At 58.4% G+C, this 22066-nt stretch carries 20 protein-coding genes; 12 read left to right on the top strand and 8 right to left on the bottom strand.

Annotated elements, in window-relative coordinates; all coding sequences use genetic code 11:
• The first annotated feature begins 72 nt into the window (after positions 1-72).
• The 3 genes from uvrD (at position 73) to BN874_RS18500 (ending at position 4891) form a co-directional block, all read left to right on the top strand.
• Positions 73-2274, top strand: a complete 2202-nt coding sequence (gene uvrD, locus BN874_RS18510; protein WP_034435828.1) for a DNA helicase II — start codon at positions 73-75, stop codon at positions 2272-2274.
• Between the two features lie 38 nt (positions 2275-2312).
• Positions 2313-4130, top strand: a complete 1818-nt coding sequence (locus BN874_RS18505; RefSeq protein ID WP_051498060.1) for a GspE/PulE family protein — start codon at positions 2313-2315, stop codon at positions 4128-4130.
• Positions 4131-4267: 137 nt separating this feature from the next.
• Positions 4268-4891 (top strand): OmpW/AlkL family protein, encoded by a 624-nt coding sequence (locus tag BN874_RS18500; protein ID WP_034435827.1) that lies wholly within the window; start codon positions 4268-4270, stop codon positions 4889-4891.
• Between the two features lie 65 nt (positions 4892-4956).
• Here BN874_RS18500 and BN874_RS18495 read toward each other — a convergent pair whose 3' ends face one another.
• A complete protein-coding gene (locus tag BN874_RS18495) occupies positions 4957-5160 on the bottom strand; it encodes a heavy-metal-associated domain-containing protein (RefSeq protein ID WP_034435826.1) in 204 nt (67 codons plus the stop codon).
• 306 nt (positions 5161-5466) lie between these two features.
• On the opposite strand from BN874_RS18495, the gene glnA reads away from it, so the two are divergent.
• The 5 genes from glnA to ureG all read left to right on the top strand — a co-directional run bounded on the left by glnA (position 5467) and on the right by ureG (position 10720).
• Complete coding sequence (gene glnA, locus BN874_RS18490; RefSeq protein ID WP_034435825.1) at positions 5467-6876, top strand: glutamate--ammonia ligase; 1410 nt, start codon at positions 5467-5469, stop codon at positions 6874-6876.
• 261 nt (positions 6877-7137) lie between these two features.
• Entirely contained in the window at positions 7138-8196 is a 1059-nt protein-coding gene (gene glnL, locus BN874_RS18485; protein WP_034435824.1) for a nitrogen regulation protein NR(II), read from the top strand.
• Positions 8193-9590, top strand: a complete 1398-nt coding sequence (gene ntrC, locus BN874_RS18480; protein ID WP_034435823.1) for a nitrogen regulation protein NR(I) — start codon at positions 8193-8195, stop codon at positions 9588-9590. Before glnL ends, ntrC begins: the two co-directional genes overlap by 4 nt.
• A 28-nt stretch (positions 9591-9618) precedes the next feature.
• Entirely contained in the window at positions 9619-10101 is a 483-nt protein-coding gene (gene trmL, locus BN874_RS18475; protein WP_034435822.1) for a tRNA (uridine(34)/cytosine(34)/5-carboxymethylaminomethyluridine(34)-2'-O)-methyltransferase TrmL, read from the top strand.
• Positions 10094-10720: an urease accessory protein UreG gene (gene ureG, locus BN874_RS18470; RefSeq protein ID WP_034435821.1), complete on the top strand. Its 627-nt coding sequence runs from the start codon at positions 10094-10096 to the stop codon at positions 10718-10720. Before trmL ends, ureG begins: the two co-directional genes overlap by 8 nt.
• Positions 10721-11063: 343 nt before the next feature.
• Here the strand turns inward: ureG and BN874_RS18465 are convergent, their stop codons facing one another.
• The 7 genes from BN874_RS18465 to BN874_RS18435 form a co-directional block, all read right to left on the bottom strand.
• Positions 11064-12167 carry a GGDEF domain-containing protein gene (locus BN874_RS18465; RefSeq protein ID WP_051498053.1) on the bottom strand — a complete coding sequence of 368 codons (1104 nt, stop codon included), beginning with the start codon at positions 12165-12167 and terminating at the stop codon, positions 11064-11066.
• A 10-nt stretch (positions 12168-12177) separates the two neighbouring features.
• Entirely contained in the window at positions 12178-12567 is a 390-nt protein-coding gene (locus BN874_RS18460; protein WP_034435820.1) for a DUF1987 domain-containing protein, read from the bottom strand.
• A gap of 21 nt (positions 12568-12588) precedes the next feature.
• The gene (locus tag BN874_RS18455) at positions 12589-13134 is read right to left on the bottom strand and encodes a SiaB family protein kinase (protein ID WP_034435819.1); all 546 of its coding nucleotides are present in this window, start codon (positions 13132-13134) and stop codon (positions 12589-12591) included.
• A gap of 12 nt (positions 13135-13146) precedes the next feature.
• Positions 13147-15189: a SpoIIE family protein phosphatase gene (locus BN874_RS18450; RefSeq protein ID WP_051498052.1), complete on the bottom strand. Its 2043-nt coding sequence runs from the start codon at positions 15187-15189 to the stop codon at positions 13147-13149.
• Between the two features lie 13 nt (positions 15190-15202).
• Positions 15203-15811, bottom strand: a complete 609-nt coding sequence (locus BN874_RS18445) for an HAD family hydrolase (protein ID WP_051498051.1) — start codon at positions 15809-15811, stop codon at positions 15203-15205.
• Between the two features lies 1 nt (position 15812).
• On the bottom strand, positions 15813-17003 hold the full coding sequence (locus BN874_RS18440; RefSeq protein ID WP_051498050.1) for a PilT/PilU family type 4a pilus ATPase: 1191 nt from the start codon (positions 17001-17003) through the stop codon (positions 15813-15815).
• Positions 17004-17116: 113 nt separating this feature from the next.
• The gene (locus tag BN874_RS18435; protein WP_034435818.1) at positions 17117-18385 is read right to left on the bottom strand and encodes a DEAD/DEAH box helicase; all 1269 of its coding nucleotides are present in this window, start codon (positions 18383-18385) and stop codon (positions 17117-17119) included.
• 271 nt (positions 18386-18656) lie between these two features.
• On the opposite strand from BN874_RS18435, the gene trxA reads away from it, so the two are divergent.
• The 4 genes from trxA (at position 18657) to BN874_RS18415 (ending at position 21796) form a co-directional block, all read left to right on the top strand.
• A complete protein-coding gene (gene trxA, locus BN874_RS18430) occupies positions 18657-18986 on the top strand; it encodes a thioredoxin TrxA (RefSeq protein WP_034435817.1) in 330 nt (109 codons plus the stop codon).
• 204 nt (positions 18987-19190) lie between these two features.
• Positions 19191-20447, top strand: a complete 1257-nt coding sequence (gene rho / locus BN874_RS18425) for a transcription termination factor Rho (RefSeq protein ID WP_034435816.1) — start codon at positions 19191-19193, stop codon at positions 20445-20447.
• A 162-nt stretch (positions 20448-20609) separates the two neighbouring features.
• Positions 20610-21245, top strand: a complete 636-nt coding sequence (locus BN874_RS18420; protein WP_034435815.1) for a thermonuclease family protein — start codon at positions 20610-20612, stop codon at positions 21243-21245.
• Positions 21246-21307: 62 nt separating this feature from the next.
• Positions 21308-21796, top strand: a complete 489-nt coding sequence (locus BN874_RS18415; protein ID WP_034435814.1) for a CreA family protein — start codon at positions 21308-21310, stop codon at positions 21794-21796.
• Positions 21797-22066: the final 270 nt, after the last annotated feature.

Raw genomic sequence — 22066 nt, 5'->3', positions numbered from 1 at the left:
AGTCCTAACTTTGATAGAGTCGTCAATTTAGCACACTGCCCCGACCGGGCGGTTTTGCTAGAATCGCCGCCCATGGACGTATCCTGGATTCTCGAAGATCTCAATGACCCCCAGCGCGAAGCAGTCACCGCGCCGCTGGGGCCTCTCCGCATTCTGGCCGGAGCCGGCAGCGGCAAAACCCGGGTGCTGACCCGGCGCATTGCCTGGTTGCTGACGGTGGAGAAGGCTTCGCCCTGGTCTATTCTGGCGGTCACTTTCACCAACAAAGCCGCCACTGAAATGCGTGGTCGGGTCGAGGCGATGCTGGATCAGCCGCTGGCCGGACTGTGGATCGGTACCTTTCACGGCATTGCGCATCGTTTGTTGCGCCAGCACTGGCAGGAAGCCCGGCTGCCCCGCGCCTTCCAGATTCTCGATAGCGACGATCAGAAACGGCTGCTGAGAAAGGTGCTGCTTGGACTAAATCTGGATGAGAAGAAATGGCCGCCGCAAGCTGCCGCCAGCTTCATCAATCAGTGCAAGGACGGGGGTCAGCGCCCTGCCGATCTGGCCGACGATGGCGATCCGGTCAAACGCCAAAACCAGCGCATCTACGCTGCCTATCAGCAGCACTGCGAGCGCAGCGGGCTGGTGGATTTCGGCGAACTGCTGCTGCGCGCCTATGAACTCTGGCGCAATAACCCAGATCTGCTGGCGCATTACCGCGAACGATTTCGTCATGTGCTGGTGGACGAATTTCAGGACACCAACACCATTCAGTATCAGTGGGTGCGGCTGTTGAGCAACGCTCAGACGGATATGTTTATCGTTGCCGATGATGATCAGTCGATCTACGGCTGGCGCGGGGCCAAGGTCGAAAATTTCCAGGGTTTTGCCGCTGACTTTCCCGGTACGCGAACAATACGGTTGGAACAGAACTACCGCTCCACTCACAACATCCTCAAGGCGGCGAATGCCCTGATCGCCCACAATGCCGGTCGGCTGGGCAAAAATTTGTGGACCGCCGATGGCGACGGTGAACTGATCCAGCTTTACAACGCCTTTAATGAAGCAGACGAAGCGCGGTTTGTCATCGAACGCATTCGCCAGTGGGTCACCAACGGTGGTCGCCGCAGTGACGCGGCAATTCTCTACCGTTCCAATGCCCAGTCGCGGCTGTTTGAAGAACACCTGATTGCAGCAGCATTGCCGTACCGGATTTACGGCGGGCTGCGTTTCTTCGAGCGCGCTGAAATCAAGGACGCCCTGGCTTATCTACGGCTGGTCGCCCATCGTAATGACGATCCAGCCTTCGAGCGAGTGGTCAACACGCCGCCACGGGCGATAGGCGACCGCACCGTTGAAGTGCTGCGGGAAATGGCGCGTAACCAAGGAGGTTCACTGTGGCAAGCCGCGTTGCAATTGCTCACCACCGGCGGACTGAGCGGGCGAGCGGCCAGCGCGGTGCGTAGCTTCCTGAACCTGATCGAAGCGTTGGACCATGAAAGCCGCGACCGGCCCCTGCCGGAACGGGTTGATCAAGTTATCCACCACAGCGGCCTGGTGGCGATGTACGAACAGGCCAAGGCTGACAAGGGTGAAATGCGGGTGGAGAATCTGGAGGAACTGGTCAACGCCAGCGGCGATTTTACCCTTCACGCCGATCCCGTCATTGTCGGCATAGACCCGGACGAACCCGACTGGTTGAACGCTTTTCTGGCTCATGCGGTGCTGGAATCCGGCCAAGGCCAAGGCGCTGCCCACGAGGACAGTGTGCAACTGATGACGCTGCACATGGCTAAGGGTCTGGAATTTCCGCTGGTGTTTTTGGTCGGGCTGGAGGAAGGGCTGTTTCCGCACAGTCGTTCCGATGCCGAAGCCGGTCGCATGGAAGAAGAACGACGGCTGGCCTATGTCGGCATCACTCGTGCCCGGCGCCAGTTGTATGTGAGCTATGCCGAAAAACGCAGCCTGTACGGGCGCGAAAATTACCCGGCTCCTTCGCGCTTCGTGAATGAAATCCCCACTGAATTGATCCACGCAGTGCGGGTTCGCGCCGGTCATCGCACCAAAACGCCGCTGCCGGTCCGGCCCATTGCCGTGTCAACGGCGCCGCCCACTACCTTACCCACCGGGCTGCGGCCCCGCCAGCGGGTGCGCCATGCCCAGTTTGGCGAAGGCATGGTGCTGGAAGTCGAGGGCGCGGGCTACCACGCCCGAGCGCGGATTGATTTCCCGCAGGCAGGCGGTTCCAAGTGGCTGGTGGTGGCTTACGCCAAGCTGGAAACGCTGTGAATGCGCCGATCCTCACTGTTTCAGTCACTCCTCCCGCTTTGGGCAGCAGCCCTGATCCCCGTTCCAGCCCTTCATCCAGACCACGCCTGCCCGAACACCGGCTGACCGTCAAGGAAGTGCTGGATGAACTGGTCGCCGATGGTCTGGTTGACCGAACCGAGATTGAAAAGGTCAGTGCCGGCGCTCGCTCGGAACGCGGCGAACTTCATCCTTTGGTGGTGATCACCAACAAACAGTTGCGCCAACTGCAACCGCCGCATCAGGCGCTGAGCCTGGAGTGGCTCACCGAGTGGCTGGCCGGTAAGGTCGGATTGCCCTATTTGCGCATCGATCCGCTCAAGCTTGATATCGCCGCAGTCGAGCGGCTACTGCCCTATGTGTCCTACGAGTACGCCGCTCGCTATCAAATCCTGCCGGTTGCAGCGGATGAACGCCGGGTCGTATTCGCCACCGCTGAACCTTATCTCACCGGCTGGCAGGATGTATTGCGGCAGGCTTTGCGTCGGGAGATTCAACGGGTCATCGCCAATCCGTTGGATCTCAACCGCTATCAGTTGGAATTTTATGGCGTATCGCGCTCGGTGCGTGGTGCCCTTAAAGGTTCGCTGGAACCGGTATCGAGCATCCTCAACTTCGAGCAGTTACTGGAACTGGGCCGACGCGGCGAACTGAGCGCGGATGAACGGCCCATCGTGCAGATTGTGGATTGGCTGCTGCAATACGCCTTCGCCCAGCGTGCCAGTGATATTCATCTGGAACCGCGCCGCGAACAGGGCCAGATCCGCTTCCGCATTGACGGGGTGCTGAACGCGATTTATCAGTTGCCGCCGCCGGTGATGAGCGCGGTCACCAGCCGGATCAAGATTCTGGGCCGGATGGACGTGGCTGAAAAGCGCCGCCCGCAGGATGGCCGGATTAAGACTCGCACCCCAGCCGGACGGGAAATTGAACTCCGCCTGTCCACCATGCCGACTGCCTTCGGCGAGAAATGTGTACTGCGTATTTTTGACCCGGACACGGTGACCAAAAACTTCGGCCAGTTGGGATTCGCCCCCGCCGAGGAAGCAATTTGGCGGACGATGATCGCCCGTCCGCACGGTATCGTACTGGTCACCGGCCCAACCGGCTCCGGCAAGACCACCACCCTCTACACCACGCTCAAGCATCTGGCGAACCCGGAGGTGAACGTCTGCACCGTCGAAGATCCCATCGAGATGGTGGTGCCGGAACTCAATCAGATGCAGGTCCATCCAGCGATTGACTTGAGCTTCGCCCAAGGCATTCGCACCCTGCTGCGGCAGGACCCTGACATCATCATGGTGGGCGAAATCCGGGATCTGGAAGCCGCACAAATGGCAGTGCAGGCGGCATTAACCGGGCATCTGGTGCTCTCAACCCTGCATACCAACGATGCGGCCTCGGCAGTAACCCGACTGCTCGATCTCGGTATTCCCCACTATCTGATTCAAAACGTGTTGATCGGGGTGATGGCGCAGCGGCTGGTGCGGACCCTGTGCCCGCATTGCAAAGGTGAGGGCCAACTGGATCCGGCTCTGTGGGATGCACTGATTCGGCCGTGGTCGCTACCGAAACCAGCCATGATCCGAGAGCCACGCGGCTGTCCAGAATGCCGTAACACCGGCTATCTGGGCCGCGTCGGTCTGTATGAGCTGCTGACCGTTACCCCGGAACTGCGCCGGTTGTTGCGCCCCGATATGGACGCGACCGACCTTCGCCGCCGAGCCTGTGAACAGGGGATGCGCCCGCTGCGGGTGAGCGCCGCCTTACAGATTGCTGCCGGGCTGACCACCTTTGAAGAGATCATTCAGGTGCTGCCGCCGCTGGAGGAGGAATAATGTAACCAGTTGTTGCGTTGTAGATACATTTTTATTATTTTGACTGTTTTGTCAGGAATAGTACACAATAGTTTTGCGTGAATACCGCATTTTGATTCTTCAATCCACCGAAAATAGAGTGATATAGGGAGTAAGCGATGGCTACGAAATTCACCAAAAGCACTTTGGCAGCAGCTCTGGCGGGCAGTCTGTTGGTGGGAGTCGCCCAAGCCTATGAGGCCGGCGACTGGATCGGTCGGGTCGGTGCGTGGGGCATATTCCCAAAATCCGATAACCTGAATACTGCACTGGGAATGATCGATGTGGACAACGGCTACAGCCTGGGTTTCAACCTCACCTACATGGCGACGCCGAACATTGGTATTGAACTGATTGCTGCCCTGCCGTTCAAGCACGACATCACCCTCGCGGGCACCAAGGTTGGCAGCACTTCACAGTTACCCCCGACGCTCTTTTTACAGTATCACTTCATGCCAACCAGCACCGTTCGTCCCTATGCCGGTGTGGGCCTGAATTACACCTTCTTCTTCTCTGAAGACACCACCGGTCCCCTGTCCGGCACCAAGCTAACCCTGGATCCGTCCTGGGGCCTAGCGGGGGAGTTAGGCGTCGATATTGACGTGGCTCCTAACTGGTTTGTAAACGCGGTGGTCAGCTATATGGATATTGATACCAAGGCCAAGTCAAACGTCCTCGGCACCCTTGGTACTGTGAACATCGATCCGATTGTCGTGGGTCTCAACATTGGTATGCGCTTCTAAGCATGGGTGACGGGCGCAGGGCCGGCGCTCTTCCGGCTCCTGCATCTGGTACTGACGGGCGCGGATTAGTGCGCTTTTTCGGGATAGCCCAGCGCTTTCAATGCCGCGCTCAATTCCGCCCGGAGGTCTGCTTCGACCTCCACCGTAACCCGGCCAGCCGGCACATCCACGACGACATCCCTAACCTGGGTATTCTGGCGCAGGCCCGCCTGAATCGCGCCGGCGCAGCCACCGCATTTGACATTCTCAACCATAAATTCCAGTTTCATGCTTTGCTCTCCAGTTAATAGATTTTGCCAGGGCGGCAGTATAAGCCGTTCACCCAATAGGATAGCCGTCGGCATCACATAGCGCAGAAGCACTAAAATAGTGCGACTGCTTCCATCTGCGCCCTAAAATAGAACAGAGATAATGGATTTATGCACCCTGAAACTGCACGGTTTACGGCCATTGCTGGAAAAAAATTCCTGTGGCACGGTTCCTGCTGAAACGCGGCGGGCAGAGTGTGTTGCCATTTCGCACCGCAGGCGACCCACTAACAACCGACTCTTTCCAAACCCGAGGAATCAATGACGATGAATGCTGCCGATGTGATGAAGCTGATCGAGGAAAAGGGCATCAAGTTCGTGGACTACCGTTTCACGGATACCCGTGGCAAGGAACAGCACGTTACCGTGCCGATCAGTGCCATGGACGAGGATGTGTTTGAGGACGGCAAGATGTTCGACGGCTCATCTATCGCCGGCTGGAAGGGTATCCAGGAATCGGACATGATCCTGATGCCCGATCCGGCCACCGCCTGCATCGATCCGTTCTTCGAGGAACCCACCCTGCTGCTCACCTGCGATGTGATTGAACCCAATACTATGCAGGGCTACGAACGTGACCCACGTTCGGTGGCGCGGCGGGCAGAAGCCTATCTGAAGTCCACTGGTGTTGCCGATACCGCCTATTTCGGCCCGGAAAATGAGTTCTTTATCTTCGACGACGTGCGTTGGGGCGCAAATATCAGCGGCTGTTCCTACAAAATTGACTCCTCCGAGGCCGGCTGGAATTCCGAGCGTGCCTACGAAGGCGGCAACTTCGGCCATCGCCCCGGCATCAAGGGGGGCTACTTCCCGGTGCCGCCGGTGGATTCGCTGCACGACATCCGTGGCGCAATGTGCCTGGCGCTGGAGCAGATGGGTCATGTTGTTGAGGTGCATCATCACGAAGTCGCCACCGCCGGCCAGTGCGAGATCGGCGTCCAGTTCAACACCCTGGTGCGCAAGGCCGACGAGGTGCAGTCGCTGAAGTATGCGATCCAGAACGTCGCCCAGAGTTACGGTAAGACCGTCACCTTCATGCCCAAGCCGCTGGTCGGTGATAACGGCAGCGGGATGCATGTTCACCAGTCGCTCACTAAAGATGGCGTCAACCTGTTTTCCGGCGATCTGTACGCCGGCCTGTCGGAAACGGCGCTGTATTACATCGGCGGCATCATCAAGCACGCCAAGGCTCTGAACGCCTTCACCAATGCATCTACCAACAGCTACAAGCGACTGGTGCCCGGCTTTGAAGCGCCGGTGATGCTGGCCTACTCGGCCCGTAATCGTTCCGCCTCCATTCGTATTCCTCATGTCCAGAATCCGAAGGGTCGCCGGATCGAAGTGCGCTTCCCTGATTCGACCGCTAATCCGTATCTGGCCTTTGCCGCGATGATGATGGCTGGCCTGGACGGTATCCAGAACAAGATCCATCCGGGTGAGCCGATGGACAAGGATCTTTACGACCTGCCACCGGAGGAGGAGAAAGCCATTCCCAAGGTCTGCTTCTACTTCGACGAGGCGCTGGCCGCACTGGCTGCCGACCACGAGTTCCTGACCAAGGGCGGCGTGTTCACTGACGACTTGATCGAGGCCTATATCACCCTCAAGAACGAGGAAGTAACTCGCTTGCGGATGACCACGCACCCGGTCGAATTTGATATGTACTACAGCCTGTAATCGTCACAGGCGTAGCGTGAAAGCCGCGCTAGGCCCATGTCCGTTTACAACGACGCCCCCATCGGGGGCGTTTTTATTGGAGGTTTTGCACTAATAAAGTGCAAAAGATCGGCCATAATGATAAATCAGATGCGCACATAACGCAGTGGTGTGTCCTGGAAGGGCGCGGCGAACACGATATTAAGTATCAGTGATCGCAAGTTACCTAAATTGGTTTGGTTTTTGCTGTAACGGTGATGACGACCAGAAAACGAGGCGAACGTGTATAAAGACTACTCCCGCCGAGTGGTGGAGGGCTTGAGCATTGCCGTACTGGTGCTTGACCAGCAGTTGCGGTTGTTGTTCATGAATCCGTCGGCGGAGACGCTGTTCGAACTGAGTTTTCGTAAAGCCCACCAACTGGCTTTACCAGACCTGATCGTCGGTGCCAAATCGTTTATTGCCGGGTTGCGGCAGTGTCTGGAAAACGGCCACCCCTATATCGAGCGGGAACTGCAACTCAACCTTGCCCTGGATCGGACCGTGACGGTGGATTGCACTGCCGCGCCGTTGCTGGAGCGTGATCCACCCATCGGCTTGTTGCTGGAGCTGCGGCAAGTGGATTGGCGGCTGCGAATCAGTCGCGAGGAAAACATCATGGCCCAGCATCACACCACCCGTGCGCTGGTGCGCAACCTGGCACATGAGATCAAAAATCCGCTGGGTGGTCTGCGCGGAGCGGCGCAACTGCTGGAGCGGGAGTTGCCGGACCCGGCGTTGCGCGAGTACACCCGCATCATCATCGGTGAAGCCGACCGGTTGCGTAATCTGGTGGATCGGATGCTCGGTCCCAACCAACTGCCCATTCACAGCGATGTCAGCATTCACGAAATCATGGAGCGAGTATGTGGCCTGGTCGAGGCCGAAGCGCCGCCCGGCATCCGGATTGAGCGCGACTATGATCCGAGTATTCCGCCGCTGTGGGGCGATGCTGACCGGCTGATTCAGGCGATGCTCAACGTGGTGCGCAATGCGGTGCAGGCCCTGGGCCAATGGGGCGTCATCACTCTGCGCAGCCGGGTTCAGCGCCAGTACACCATCGGCGCCAAGCGTCATAAGCTGGTGGCGCGGCTGGACATCGTGGATGACGGTCCCGGCATTCCTCCCGATCAACAGGAACAGATTTTTTATCCAATGATCAGTGGTCGGCCCGATGGCACCGGGCTGGGCCTGTCCATTGCCCAGAGCATCGTTAACCAGCATGGTGGCCTGATCGAATGCACCAGCCGGCCCGGCGAAACCGTTTTCACACTGTTGCTGCCCTTGGGAAAACCGGCATGATCCGAAAAGAACAGATCTGGGTGATTGACGATGACCATGCCATTCGCTGGGTGCTGGAAAAAGCCCTGCAACGCGATGAGATGACGGTCAAGTCCTTCGACAGTGCGGCGGGCGTCATTGAGGCACTGCGCCAAGGGCGACCGGATGCGATCATCGCCGATATCCGGATGCCGGGGATGAGCGGTCTGGAACTACTGGCCCGGCTGCGGGAGCGAGTGCCGGATTTGCCGGTCATTATTATGACCGCCCATTCCGATCTGGATAGCGCGGTGTCGGCTTATCAGGGCGGAGCGTTCGAGTATTTGCCCAAACCGTTTGATGTAGACGAAGCAGTGGCCCTGGTCCGCCGTGCCTGCCAGATGCACCGCCAGAAAACTGATCCGCCGGAGCAGATTGAAAAACTGCCTGAGATTGTTGGTGAAGGGCCGGCGATGCAGGAGGTGTTTCGCGCCATTGGCCGGTTGTCGCATTCCAATATTACGGTGCTGATCACCGGCGAATCCGGCACCGGTAAGGAACTGGTGGCTCGCGCCCTGCACCGCCACAGTCCACGCGCTGACAAGCCGTTTATCGCCATCAATACCGCCGCTATTCCCCGCGATTTGCTGGAATCGGAGCTGTTCGGCCACGAACGCGGCGCTTTTACCGGCGCACAAACTGCTCGCCAAGGACGTTTCGAGCAAGCCAATAGCGGCACCCTGTTTCTGGACGAGATCGGCGATATGCCGGCGGAATTGCAGACCCGGTTGTTGCGGGTGCTGGCCGAGGGTGAGTTTTACCGGGTGGGCGGTCACCTGCCAACCCGGGTTGATGTGCGGGTGATCGCTGCGACGCATCAGAATCTGGAGCAGCGGGTGCGTGATGGGTTATTCCGCGATGATCTCTACCATCGGCTGAATGTCATTCGCATTCAGTTGCCGTCGCTGAGTCGGCGGCGCGAGGATATCCCGTTGTTGACCCGGCGGTTTTTGGGGCAGGCGGGACGGGAACTGGGGGTTGAGTCAAAAATTCTGCGTCCGGAAACTGAAACCTATCTGAGCCGGCTGGATTGGCCTGGTAACGTCCGCCAGTTGGAAAATCTGTGCCGCTGGCTGACGGTGATGGCTTCGGGTCGGGAGATTCACCTGGAAGATTTGCCGATGGAATTGCGGGAGCGCAGTCCGGCGGCGAATGACGGTGGCCACAACTGGGAGACGGCACTGCGGCTGTGGGCGAGCCAGAGCCTGGGGCGCGGTGAGCAGAGCCTGCTGGAAACGGCGCTGCCGAGCTTCGAGCGGGTGCTGATTCAGGTGGCGCTGGAGCAGACCGGCGGTCATCGGCAGGATGCGGCTCGGTTGCTGGGCTGGGGACGGAATACCCTGACCCGCAAAATCAAGGAATTGCAACTCGAATGAATGGGCAGGCGCGGTGGTCCAGCTAGCCATGTTCGACATCATTCTGTTTGAGCCGGAAATTCCCCCCAACACCGGCAATATCATCCGGCTGTGCGCCAACACCGGCGCACGGCTGCACCTGATTGAACCGATCAGGTTCCAACTGGAAGATCGCTTGTTGCGGCGGGCCGGGCTGGATTATCACCAGTGGGCCACGGTAAAACTGCATCGCAATCTGGCGGCATTTCTCGCTGAGGTGCGACCGCCACGCTTGTTCGCCCTGACCACCAAAGGCGCACGTTCTTACCACGCGGTTGCTTACCAGCCTGATGATGCCTTGCTGTTCGGGCCAGAAACGCGAGGATTGCCCGCTCAAGTCTTGGCCGATCTTGCGTCGGAACAGCGGCTGCACATCCCGATGCGAACTGAAGCCCGCAGTTTGAATTTGTCCAACGCAGTTGCCATTGTCGTTTACGAGGCGTGGCGACAATGCGGTTTTCTGGATCGCCATCATGGAACGTCGCATGAATAAATCCACCCTGCGGGTTGGCGTAGGCGGGCCGGTCGGTTCCGGCAAGACGGCTCTGGTAGAGGCATTGTGCAAGGCGTTGCGCGACCGTTATCAGATCGCGGTGGTCACCAACGACATCTATACCTACGAAGATGCCCAGTTTCTGACCCGCGCTGAGGCGTTGGAACCGGATCGCATCGTCGGGGTGGAAACCGGCGGTTGTCCGCACACTGCAATTCGGGAAGATGCCTCAATGAATCTGGCGGCGGTGGCGCAACTCTGCGAGCGCTTTCCCGATCTGGATTTAGTTCTCGTGGAATCCGGCGGCGACAATCTGAGCGCGACCTTTAGCCCAGAACTGTCAGACCTGACGCTTTATGTGATCGACGTGGCTGCGGGCGACAAGATTCCGCGCAAGGGCGGTCCCGGCATCACCCGCTCCGATCTGCTGGTGATCAATAAAATTGATCTCGCGCCTTATGTCGGCGCCTCGTTGGAAGTGATGGATCGCGACGCCCGCAAGATGCGCGGCGAGCGTCCTTTTGTGTTTACCAACCTCAAAACCCGGCAGGGCTTGGAGGCGGTGATCGAGTTCATCGTTGGACGGGGGATGCTGCGGGCGGGCAGCGGGATGACTTAAGGAAGACCCTGGGATCTTTCAGGGTGATCCGTTGCGTAAACCATGGTCTTTTATTCCATAGCTCACTTCTTGCTTCAACGAGGTTGCCCAAGGGTACGGCTTGGTTTTCGCCACTCAAATTCCCCACGGGTGGGGAACTTTACGCTGATGAGGCGACCGCATGTTCCCCCAGGTCTCACGCCCTCTCTGCAAGCGTTACTTTCCGCCCAACTGGCGGTAGGTTCCTGAGAACGGCCAAGATTCTTAAATGAAAGCCCATGAAAGTCAATAAAGTTTTCAGTAGCTGTCAACCCCCTCCGGTTGCAGCGCCACCTGACGCCAGCGCCCGCACCGCCGCTGCGGTTCACCCCTCCGGTTGCAGCGCCACCTGATTGCGTCCTTGGTCCTTGGCCGCATACAGCGCCTGATCCGCCGCCTTGAGCAGTTCTTCGACCGTCACTTTCTGGGTCGCACAGGAACACACCCCAATGCTCACCGTGAATCGCAGCATTCGTCCGTCGCCCAGCGGCAGGGCCGTTTGGGCAATGGCATTGCGCAGGCGTTCAGCGGCCTCGTATCCGGCCTGTAAGCTGGTTTGCGGCAGCAGCACCGCGAACTCCTCCCCGCCCAGCCGCCCAATAATGTCCACCTCGCGCAACTGGGATCGACACAGGCGAGCGATCAGGCGCAACGCCTCATCGCCCACACTATGGCCGTAAGTATCATTGACCGTTTTGAAGTGATCGGCATCCAGCATCAATAGCACGATTTCCGACCGATAACGGCGGGATCGGAGCAATTCCCGCTCGCACAACTCCAGAAAATGCCGGCGGTTGTAAAGACCGGTCAGCCCATCAGTGGTCGCCAAATAGCGTAATTCCTCCAACATCCGCTTGCGCTCAGTAATGTCGGACAGCATTCCTTCGACCGCCATCACCGGCCCCCGAACATCGGTGCAGGTATGGGCGTTGATCTCAACCCAGATCGCCACCCCATCCCGGCGCATCATTCGCAATTGCAAATGGGTCGCTACCCCATATTCCGCCAGCGTACCAAGAAAGCGCTCCTTCTCGGTTTCATCCAGAAACGGCCACAGCGAATCTTCCGCATGTGCCCGCAAAAACTCGACCGGCATTTTATAGCCCAGAATCTGCGCCAGCGCTGGATTGACATCCACAAACCGCCCATCCAGTTGCGCAATGAAAATGCCCTCACTGACGTTTTCAAACAGCGACCGATATTTCTGCTCGCTTTCTCGCAACCGGTCATTGAGATGATTGAGTTCTACCTGCATCCGGTCACTGACTTTAATGAGATAGCGCACATGGCGCAGCAGCCGGGCGTATTGCCGGGTCAGGTCGGCGAAGGCATCGGCCCCAGGCCCCGGTGGGCCAGCACGCACCAGCCCTTCTGCTGCCGCCAGCGCTTGTTCTTCGTTATCAAGTAAACCGGTTTCGGGGGCGCTCATCTTCCGGATCTTAGCCTTTCTCTACTAACTTGAAGGTCAATGCTTGTAGCTCCTCGCTGAAATCCTGACCACATTCCAGCACCGCCTCGTTATCGGGATCGTAAAACCAGTGGACCCGGATTTGCTTGCCGTCCTGCGCCGCCTGCTCCAGCAGGTCGAGGAAATTCAGCATCACCTTGGTGCTGCTACTGTTCAAATAGCGAATTTCCAGATTGACCTGCACTGCCGTAGCGGGATCATTGAGTCCAGCCAAAAACGCTTTGAGCCAGGCAAAGACCGGCGCATAGAACGCTGCCGCATTCTCTGGATAGGACTCACCACAAATACTCAAGTAATGGCGGTCAGCGTCAAATTGAATTGCGGGCGACGACCGGGTGGCTTCAATTATGAGATTATCCATTGCTTTGTTCCCTCTTGGCCGTCAGATCACCACCCGTAGACTAAAGAATAAATACTGATCATCCACGGTACTCAGCGTATGTTCCAGGGGTTCGCTGGCTTTGCGCGCCATCTCGGTCAACCCCAGTCCCGCGCCGCCTTCTGCGGTCAGCGGCTGGCGCATCTGCTCCTTGTACAAGGCTTTCAATCCCGCCTTATCCAAGTCACGCAGCCGCTCCAGCCGCGCCATCAAGGTCGGCGCGTCCGCCCAACTCAGCAGATTACCGGAACTGACCACATAGCGCTCACCTTCGCGGGCAATCACTACGATACCGGAATTCGCCAGCCGCGCCTGATCCGCATGTTGCTCCCAACGGGAGATATAGTTGCGCACATTCTGGGCCTGTTCGATATAGACCGCGAACACATCCATCAGTACCGAGCGGGTCGCCTGCGCATTTTCCAGATGATTCTTCACTGCTTTGCCCAACTCCTCGATGATGCTGTGCGAAAACGGCCCACTAAAACTCATCAGGATGCCCTGATCGCTAAGTTCCTGTTGCAGACGGGTCAGATCAAGAGGGTTCACGGTTCATACTCCTCAAGGTGAGAGGGGTGGTTCCAGCACGGGACGAAAACCGATTACGGTCATATCATCGCGCTGCGATTGTTCGCCCTGCCAGTTCGCTAGCGTCTGTTCCAGCGCTATCTGCTGCGCAGCCAGCGGCAGATGGCCCTGTTGCTGCAAAAACGCCAGAAAGCGTTGGCGTCCAAAACCATAACCCTTCGGCCCGCCGGACTGATCCAGCAGGCCATCGGTGATCAGATAGAAAACCCGACCCGGCGCCCTTTCGACGGCGTGACTCACAAAGGTCCAGTCCGGGTTGGAACGCCGATAGCCCACACTACACCCGTCACCGCGAAGGACTGCAACGGCGCCGTCGGCATCCCGATAGTACAAATCCAGCCGCGCCCCAGCGAAGATCAGGCTCGACGCCGACCAGGACCAATAGCACACGCCGGCATCCAGACCATTCTCGAAACCCTCGCCCATCTCGTCCTGCCGCAAGGTGGCGCGCAACAGCCGGTTAACCGCTTGCAAGAGACGGGCTGGATCGTCAATCCCGCAAGTGCCGGTGATATGGTTCAACACCGAATTAACCGCCATGGTCATAAACGCGCCGGGCACCCCATGACCGGTGCAGTCCGCGACCACTAACAGACAGCCTCGCTCATCCGCTTGGCAATAGTAGAAATCGCCGCCGACCAGATTGCGGGGTCGCCAGATGACAAAATGTTCGCCCAGCGCCCGCGCCAATAATTCCGGCAGGGGCAGAATCGCCTGCTGGAGCAATTGGGCGTATTGAATGCTGTCGAGAACCTGGCGGTGCGCTTCCGCCAGTTGTCCGTTGGCCTGATCGAGTTCGCGGGTGCGCTCTGCGACTCGCTGCTCCAGATGATCAGTGTGTTGCCGCACCGTTCGCGCCATGTCGTTAAACGCGCTGGTCAATTCCCCAATCTCATTATGGGTCTCCACCACAGCCAATGGCCTGTAATCACCGGCGGCAATGGCTTGAGTGGAATGATGCAACTGGGCCAGCGGATTGAGTACCAGCCGGTTAAGCAGCACCGTTACTGCGCCCGCCAGCGCCAGCAGCGACAAGGCCAACAGCGCCGCAAATGGCGCAAACCGTCCAAAACGGTAAATATCGGCAATATCCACCAGAGCCACCGCGAACCATTGAATTTCCTGAAGATAGGCAATAGCGACCAGATGCGGTTTTCCCTCGACTGTCAATGGCAGCACCGCAACCGCGATTTGACCGGTGCTAAGCCGTTCCAGTTGGGCGCGCAGTAAATCTTGCTCTTGTGGCGTCGTCAGCAACCGATACAGGGTGCTGCGTTCCGCTTCAGGCTTGGCTACGGTATTGAAATCAATGTAGGCGCGCTGATGATGTGCCTTAATCGCGCCCGCCCGATCCAGTAACAGGGTTTGCACTCCTTGGCGATCCTCGCTGAGTACCGCCTTGATAAAGCGGTCCAACTCCAGCCCGGTCCCGCCTACCCCCAGTTGTTCAGCGCCATCCCGAATGACGACATTAAACCAGAGCTTATTGATATTGAGAGGCACGTCGTAATTGATGTTCAGCACGAAATCTGCCGACTGCGCCAGCGTGGCAAAGTACCAGGAATCGCTGGGCAGATTAGGATCAAGGGTATGACCGAGTTCCCGACCTTGATAAGCGTTGGCGGCGTCGTTGAAGTAGAAGTGTTTGGACGAATCAATAGCGACAAAGTAACTGCGGTCAGCAAAATGACGGCGGTAGCTTTCCAACTCCGCCAAGGCAGCGGCCTTAAGATCAGGATTGTTTTCGTCGCGCACCCAGCGTTGGAGCAGCGGCGAATCGGTCAGCGTGCGGGCCAGGGCCAGTTCGCGTTGAATCGGCGCCAGAATGCGGTCTTTCTGTCGCAGCGCGTATTGGGCAGCGAATTCCTCGCCCAATTGCCGGGTCACGCGGTGGATGCCCCAGCCGAATAGCCCCAGCGCTACCGTGCCGGTCAGCACATAAACCCCGGCCAGTAGCAGCAAAAATTGGCGCTTGAGGCCGAAAAGGCGGGGGCGCGGCGGAAGAGGTTCGAGCATGGCTTGAGATCTATCACAGTCCCAACACTGAACGCACATCGGTGGCCAGCATTCCAGCGCAACGAGCGGCTTCCAGACCGGCGTCGGCATCCTCGAACACCTGACAATCCCGTGGGTCCACTCCCAACCGACGAGCCGCTTCCAGAAACAAATCCGGAGCCGGTTTGGGTGGCAAACCATCGTCGGCGGTCAGCACCACCGGAAATAACTCGCGCAGACCGATGGTCTTCAACGTCCGCTCCACGTTGGCGCGGTTACTGCCTGAAACCACGGCCATCGGCAGGCGGCCGTGATAGCGCCGCGCCAGCGTCGCCACCGGCTCCAAGGGCTGCGCCCGGTCGAGTCGGGCATAGGTCCGGCGTTCCTTATCCGCCGTGAATTGATGAATATCGATCTGCTGATCAAATTCGGCGTTGTACAGGGTGACAATCCGATCAGTAGGCTTGCCGTTGTGTCGAAGCAGAAATTCCAGCGGGCAATGCAGCCCCAGCGTCGCAAAGGTCTCCTCCCACGCCGCATAATGCAGCGGCAAGGTATCGGCCAAGGTGCCGTCGCAGTCGAAGATCAAGCCCCTCACCTCGGTGGGAACCAACAGGGTTGTCAAACGAGCAGCGGCGTTCACCTTAACTCCCACCCGGACGCGGCATCGGGCGACCGGCGACCGGCGACGCACCGGCAGCGGGTTCTTTCTCAGCCGGCTCCTCAATCGTCTCCAGCGTCAAGGTTGCTCCGCCGCCGCCTTCCGGGCGTGGCGATTGCCCGCCCAAGTTGATCCGCAATCGCAGATTATTGGCGGAATCGGCATTCTTGATCGCCTCCTCATAGCCGATCCGTCCGGCCTGATACAGTTCAAACAGGGCTTGATCGAAGGTCCGCATCCCCAGTCCGGCAGACTTCTCCATCACTTCCTTGATACTGCCCACCTCACCACGCTTGATCAGCATCTCCACCATCGGCGAGTTCAGCAGAATCTCGATAGCGGCGGCCCGTTTGCCGTCCACCGTTGGGATCAGCCGTTGTGACACGAAGGCGCGCAGATTGGTTGACAGGTCGATCTGTAGTTGCGGGCGCCGCTCTTCCGGGAAGAAGTTGATGATGCGGTCCAGCGCTTGATTGGCGCTGTTGGCGTGCAGGGTGGAGATGGCCAGATGACCGGTTTCGGCAAAAGCCAGCGCGTGTTCCATGGTTTCGCGGTCGCGGATTTCGCCGATCAGGATCACATCCGGCGCCTGCCGTAGCGTGTTCTTCAGTGCGTCGGCGTAGCTGAGCGTGTCTACCCCGACCTCACGCTGATTGATGATCGAGCGTTTGTGGTGATGGACGAACTCGATAGGATCTTCGATGGTGATGATGTGGCCACCACTGTTACTGTTGCGGTGGTCAATCAGCGCCGCCAGCGAAGTGGATTTGCCCGATCCGGTGCCGCCGACGAACAGGATCAGTCCGCGCTTGGACATGATCACCTCGGTTAGGATCGGTGGCAGACCCAGATCGGCGACGCTGGGGATGTCGGTCTTGATATTGCGGATCACCATCGAGAGTTCACCGCGTTGCTTGAAGATATTAATTCGGAACCGCCCGATCCCGGTCTCGCTGATCGCCAGATTCATCTCCAACGTCTTCTCGAATTCGGCGGTCTGCGCCGGATCCATCACTGAATAGGCGATCTGCTTGACCCGGCCTGGCAGCAACGGATCCTTGTCCAGCGCCCGCAGTACCCCCTGAAACTTGCCGCAAGGGGGCGCTCCAGTACTGAGGTAGATGTCCGATCCATCCCGGCGAGCCAGCAGTAACAGATAGTCTTTCAATTCCATCGTGTTAACCTCATACCCCTTGGTTTCACAGCCTCAATTAACCGTTGTCGCGTGACTGCTGCGGCTTGGCATGAGGGGCTGGCGATCACGGTTGCGCTACGCGCAAAGCCGGCTCAGGTCCGGTGGGTGGGGCGACGTTGCGGCGCACGACCCCGGTGGCGATCACCGCCAGCCAGTGGCGGACGCGGACGATCCAGTCGTTTGGGCGGCTTGTATTCCACCAGCAGATCCTCAGTAATTGGCAATACCGGAATTTTCTGACCAATGAAATTTTCAATATCCGGTAGCGAGTAGACGTACTGCTCGCAGGCGAAGCTGATGGCGTCGCCGCTGGCGCCAATCCGGGCCGTGCGCCCGATGCGGTGAACGTAATCTTCCTGATCCTGCGGCAGATCGAAGTTGATAACGTGGGTGACATCGGCGATATGCAGACCTCGCGCCGCCACCTCGGTCGCGACCAAAATTGGCAGTTCGCCCCGTTGAAACGCTTCCAGCAATTGCAAGCGCTTGTTCTGAGGGATGTCGCCCGACAATACCCCGGCTTCATAGCCGTTGCCGAGCAGATAACCGGTCACCTGATCCGCCGCCCGTTTGGTGTTGACGAAAACCATGGTGCGTTTGGGTTTCTGCTGGCGCAGTAACCCGAGCAGAAGTGATATTTTGTCGTGAGCGGAGACGTGATACAGCACCTGGCGCACCTTGTCGGCGGTGACGTGCTCGGCCTCGATTCGAATCACCTGGGGGTTGTTCATGTGTTCGTAGGCCAGTTCCATCACCCGGTTGCTCAGAGTGGCCGAGAACAGCATGTTAATGCGCTGGCCGGGCGCCGGCATCTTGCGCAGCAGATAGCGGATATCGGTGATGAAACCGAGATCGAACATTCGGTCGGCCTCATCCAGCACCACCACCTCAATCCCATTCAGGGTGTAGATGCCCTGTTTGTAGTAATCAATCAGGCGTCCGGGCGTACCGATGAGTACGTCCACGCCGGCTTCAAGTTGGCGACGCTGGGATTCGTAGCCGGTGCCGCCGAACACTGCGGCGAACTTAAGGCCAGTGTAGCGACCGATTAATTCGGCGTCGCGGTGGATTTGCACCGCCAGCTCACGGGTGGGCGCGATGACGATAGCCCAGGGACCGACCGTGCCTTCGGCGATGGGGGTTTCCATCAAATGATGCAGAGCAGCCAGCAGAAAAGCGGCTGTTTTACCGGTGCCGGTTTGGGCCTGGCCAGCGATATCCTGGCCTTTAAGCGCCAGAGGCAAGGTAGCAGCCTGAATCGGCGTACAATGGACGAAGCCAGCATCCGCCAGGCTTTCCAGCAGCGATTCGCTTAGACCAAGTGAGGAAAATAGGACATGGGTCAGATGATCGGTTTGCATGATTTTTGGTGATTATTCCCGGGTGAGCAGGGTTGGGGGCTTGCGCGAGTGCCCGATTTGGGCTGGAATACATCGAAAGAATTTGTGCCCCGATTGATTATTTTGCCACAATATCCGTCATTGAATGCTGTGCGCCGCTGATTTTCGCGGTTGCCCCCGTCGTAAATATCCCGTTAGCTGCTGGAACGCGCCACGATGGCTGGCGCCGTATTTCCCGAATCATTGCATTTTGGCGAACCGCCTCCCGATTCCGAATTGGAGAACTCTATCCGTGAGCGAGCAAATTGTGCATATCACCGATGCCACTTTTGAGGCGGAGGTACTCAAGGCCGAACAGCCGGTGTTGGTGGATTACTGGGCTGAATGGTGCGGGCCGTGCCGGATGATTGCGCCGATCCTGGACGAACTCGCAACTCATTACGCAGGGCGCATCAAGATCTGCAAGCTGAACGTGGATGAAAACCAGAATACGCCCCCCCAGTACGGCATCCGTGGCATTCCCACTCTGATGCTGTTCCGTAATGGTACGGTTGAAGCGACCAAGGTGGGCGCTGTATCCAAGTCACAGTTGATCGCCTTTCTGGACAGCGGCCTGAGCTGAAGTCTTACCCACGGCGTCCGCTTCAAGGTAGACGCCGTTTTACGTCCGTGCTAGGTTAGTTGCTAGGCCGCGACCTCTAAAATTCCATTTTGTTCCCCGCACCGTTCCGCCTGTCCGGTTCGGCCCCCACCCAGGAGCCCTGCCATTCACTCCTCCCCACGAGCGCCTTTCCGTCGCGCCCGCCGCCCTGAGCCTGTTTCGTCCATGAATCTGACTGAACTCAAGAAGAAATCCGCCGCCGATCTGATCGCCATTGCCCAGGAGCTGAAACTCGAAGGCATGGCGCGGTCCCGCAAGCAGGATGTGATCTTCGCCATCCTCAAAGCGCTGGCCAAAAGTGGCGAGGACATCTCCGGCGATGGTGTGCTGGAAATCCTGCAGGATGGCTTTGGCTTCCTGCGCTCTGCCGACAGTTCCTATCTGGCCGGTCCCGACGATATCTACGTTTCGCCCAGCCAGATCCGCCGTTTCAACCTGCGCACCGGCGATACCGTCAACGGCAAAATTCGCCCGCCCAAGGAAGGTGAACGCTATTTCGCCCTGCTCAAGGTCGGCGACATCAATTTCGAGCCGCCGGAAGCTTCCAAGAACAAAGTGCTGTTTGAGAATCTCACCCCGCTGCACGCCAACAGCCGGATGACGCTGGAGCGCGGCAACGGCAGCACCGAGGACATTACGGCGCGGTTGATTGACCTGATCGCACCCATCGGCAAGGGTCAGCGTGGTTTGATCGTGTCGCCGCCCAAGGCCGGCAAGACCATGATGTTGCAGAACATTGCCCAGAGCATCGCCCTCAACCATCCCGAATGCTATTTGATCGTATTGCTGATTGACGAGCGCCCCGAAGAAGTGACCGAGATGCAGCGGTCGGTGCGCGGCGAAGTGGTGTCCAGCACCTTCGACGAGCCGGCCACCCGCCATGTGCAAGTGGCGGAAATGGTGTCGGACAAGGCCAAGCGGCTGGTCGAACACAAGCGTGACGTAGTGATTCTGCTGGATTCCATCACCCGGCTGGCGCGGGCCTACAACACGGTGGTGCCGGCCTCCGGCAAGGTGCTGACCGGCGGAGTGGACGCTAATGCGCTGCAAAAACCGAAACGCTTCTTTGGCGCGGCTCGCAATATCGAGGAAGGCGGTTCGTTGACCATCATTGCCACCGCGCTGATCGATACCGGCTCGCGGATGGACGATGTGATTTACGAGGAATTCAAGGGTACCGGCAACCTGGAAATTCACCTCGACCGGCGAATTTCCGAAAAACGGGTGTTCCCGTCCATTGACATCAACCGTTCCGGCACCCGCCGCGAGGAACTGCTGACCGATGCCGACGAACTTCAGAAGATGTGGATTTTGCGCAAGCTGCTGCACCCGATGGATGAGTTGCAGGCCATGGAATTCATGCTGGATCGGCTCAAAAGTACCCGGACCAACAAGGAATTCTTCGATTCAATGAAGCGCTGAAGTAACGCACACCTGCGACTCTCCGCAATCGTCGCGCAATCTTTTTATGAACGCTACCGCCCTTTTCTCGAATCCCGCCTGCTCTGCTGTTGCCGTTTGTGCTGATTGCCAGCCTGGTTGACCTGATCGTGCTGACCGCCGCTTTTAGGGAGAATAACCGTGATGCTGCGTGGGTTAGGTGTGCTGCTGGCGCTGGTTGTGGTTGGAGCAGCGACAGCCGAAACCTTGACCGGTCGGGTTGTCAGCGTATCCGATGGCGATACCTTGACGCTGCTCACTGCTGACCGGCAGCGGGTCAAAATCCGCCTGGCAGAAATTGACGCGCCGGAACAGGATCAACCGTTTGGATCGCGCAGCAAGCAGAGTTTGTCGCAACTGGCCTTCAATAAGACCGTGACTGTCGAGGTGCGCGCCCACGACGACTACGGGCGCACTGTTGGCGTGGTGTTCGTGGCGGGCCAGAGTCTCGATGCCGAACAGGTGCGGCGCGGGATGGCGTGGGTGTATCGCCAATATGCGACGACGCCGAGCCTGTATACGCTGGAAGCGGAGGCGAAAGCGGCGCGGCGCGGGTTGTGGGCTGATTCGAATCCGCTGCCGCCGTGGGATTGGCGGCATGGCGAAGCGCCAAAACCAGCGATTTCTGCGGCGCGGAATGACTCATGCGGGTCTAAACACCGCTGTGGAGAAATGGCTTCGTGCGCTGAGGCGCGGTTTTATCTTGACACCTGCGGGGTAAAATCACTGGATGGCGACAAGGACGGGATGCCGTGTGAGTCCTTGTGTGCCGGGCAGTAGCGGCTGTTCTCGGATTGAATAGCGGTATCTTCCCGCCCGATTTCCTTTACGGAGAGACTTTGATGCAACGCACTCTATTCACCGGCTTGCTGGGCGGCACCCTGTGGCTGTTGGCGTCCGGGCTTCATGCTCAGGAAGTTGGCAGCGTGGATACCGCCTTCCAGTGGCTGGGGCCGAATCACAAGATTGTGATTGAAGCCTTCGATGACCCCAAAATTGCCGGAGTGACCTGCTATGTCAGCCGCTCGCAGACCGGCGGTGTCAAAGGCGGGCTGGGGCTGGCTGAGGACACCTCCGATGCCTCTATCGCCTGTCGTCAAGTAGGGCCGATTAGCGTCAAGGAGAAGCTCAAGGACGGCGAGGAAGTATTCACCGAGCGCCGCTCGCTGCTGTTCAAGAAGATGCGGGTGGTGCGCTTCCTCGACCAGCCGCGCAATACCTTGGTGTATCTGGTCTATAGCGACAAGCTGGTCGAAGGCTCGCCGAAAAATTCGCTTTCGGCAGTGGCGATGATGCCGTGGGGCGACAAACCGCCCAAGATTGCGCCGTGACTTTGGCCTTTTTGGCTATCTGGGGATTTTATAGCGATGTCTATGGCTGAACTCTTGCCCATGGTGGAATTCCTGCCGCATACCGACAAGCTCAAGTTGATGCAGTTTCTTTTGCTGCGGTTTGCTCAGCACAAAATCAGCGGGTTAGGTGACCGCTGTAAGCCGCCTTCCCAAGGGCAAGAGTCGTGGAGGTGGCGGGTTACGCTTGGCTAACCCGCCCTTGTATTGTGTTTCTGTGAGGGTTGTTCATGATCAGACGGCCTGCACGGG

It is taken from the genome of Candidatus Contendobacter odensis Run_B_J11, assembly GCF_000531125.1.
Taxonomy (GTDB): Bacteria; Pseudomonadota; Gammaproteobacteria; order Competibacterales; family Competibacteraceae; genus Contendibacter; species Contendibacter odensensis.
This window is presented reverse-complemented; position numbering and strand designations above follow the sequence as displayed.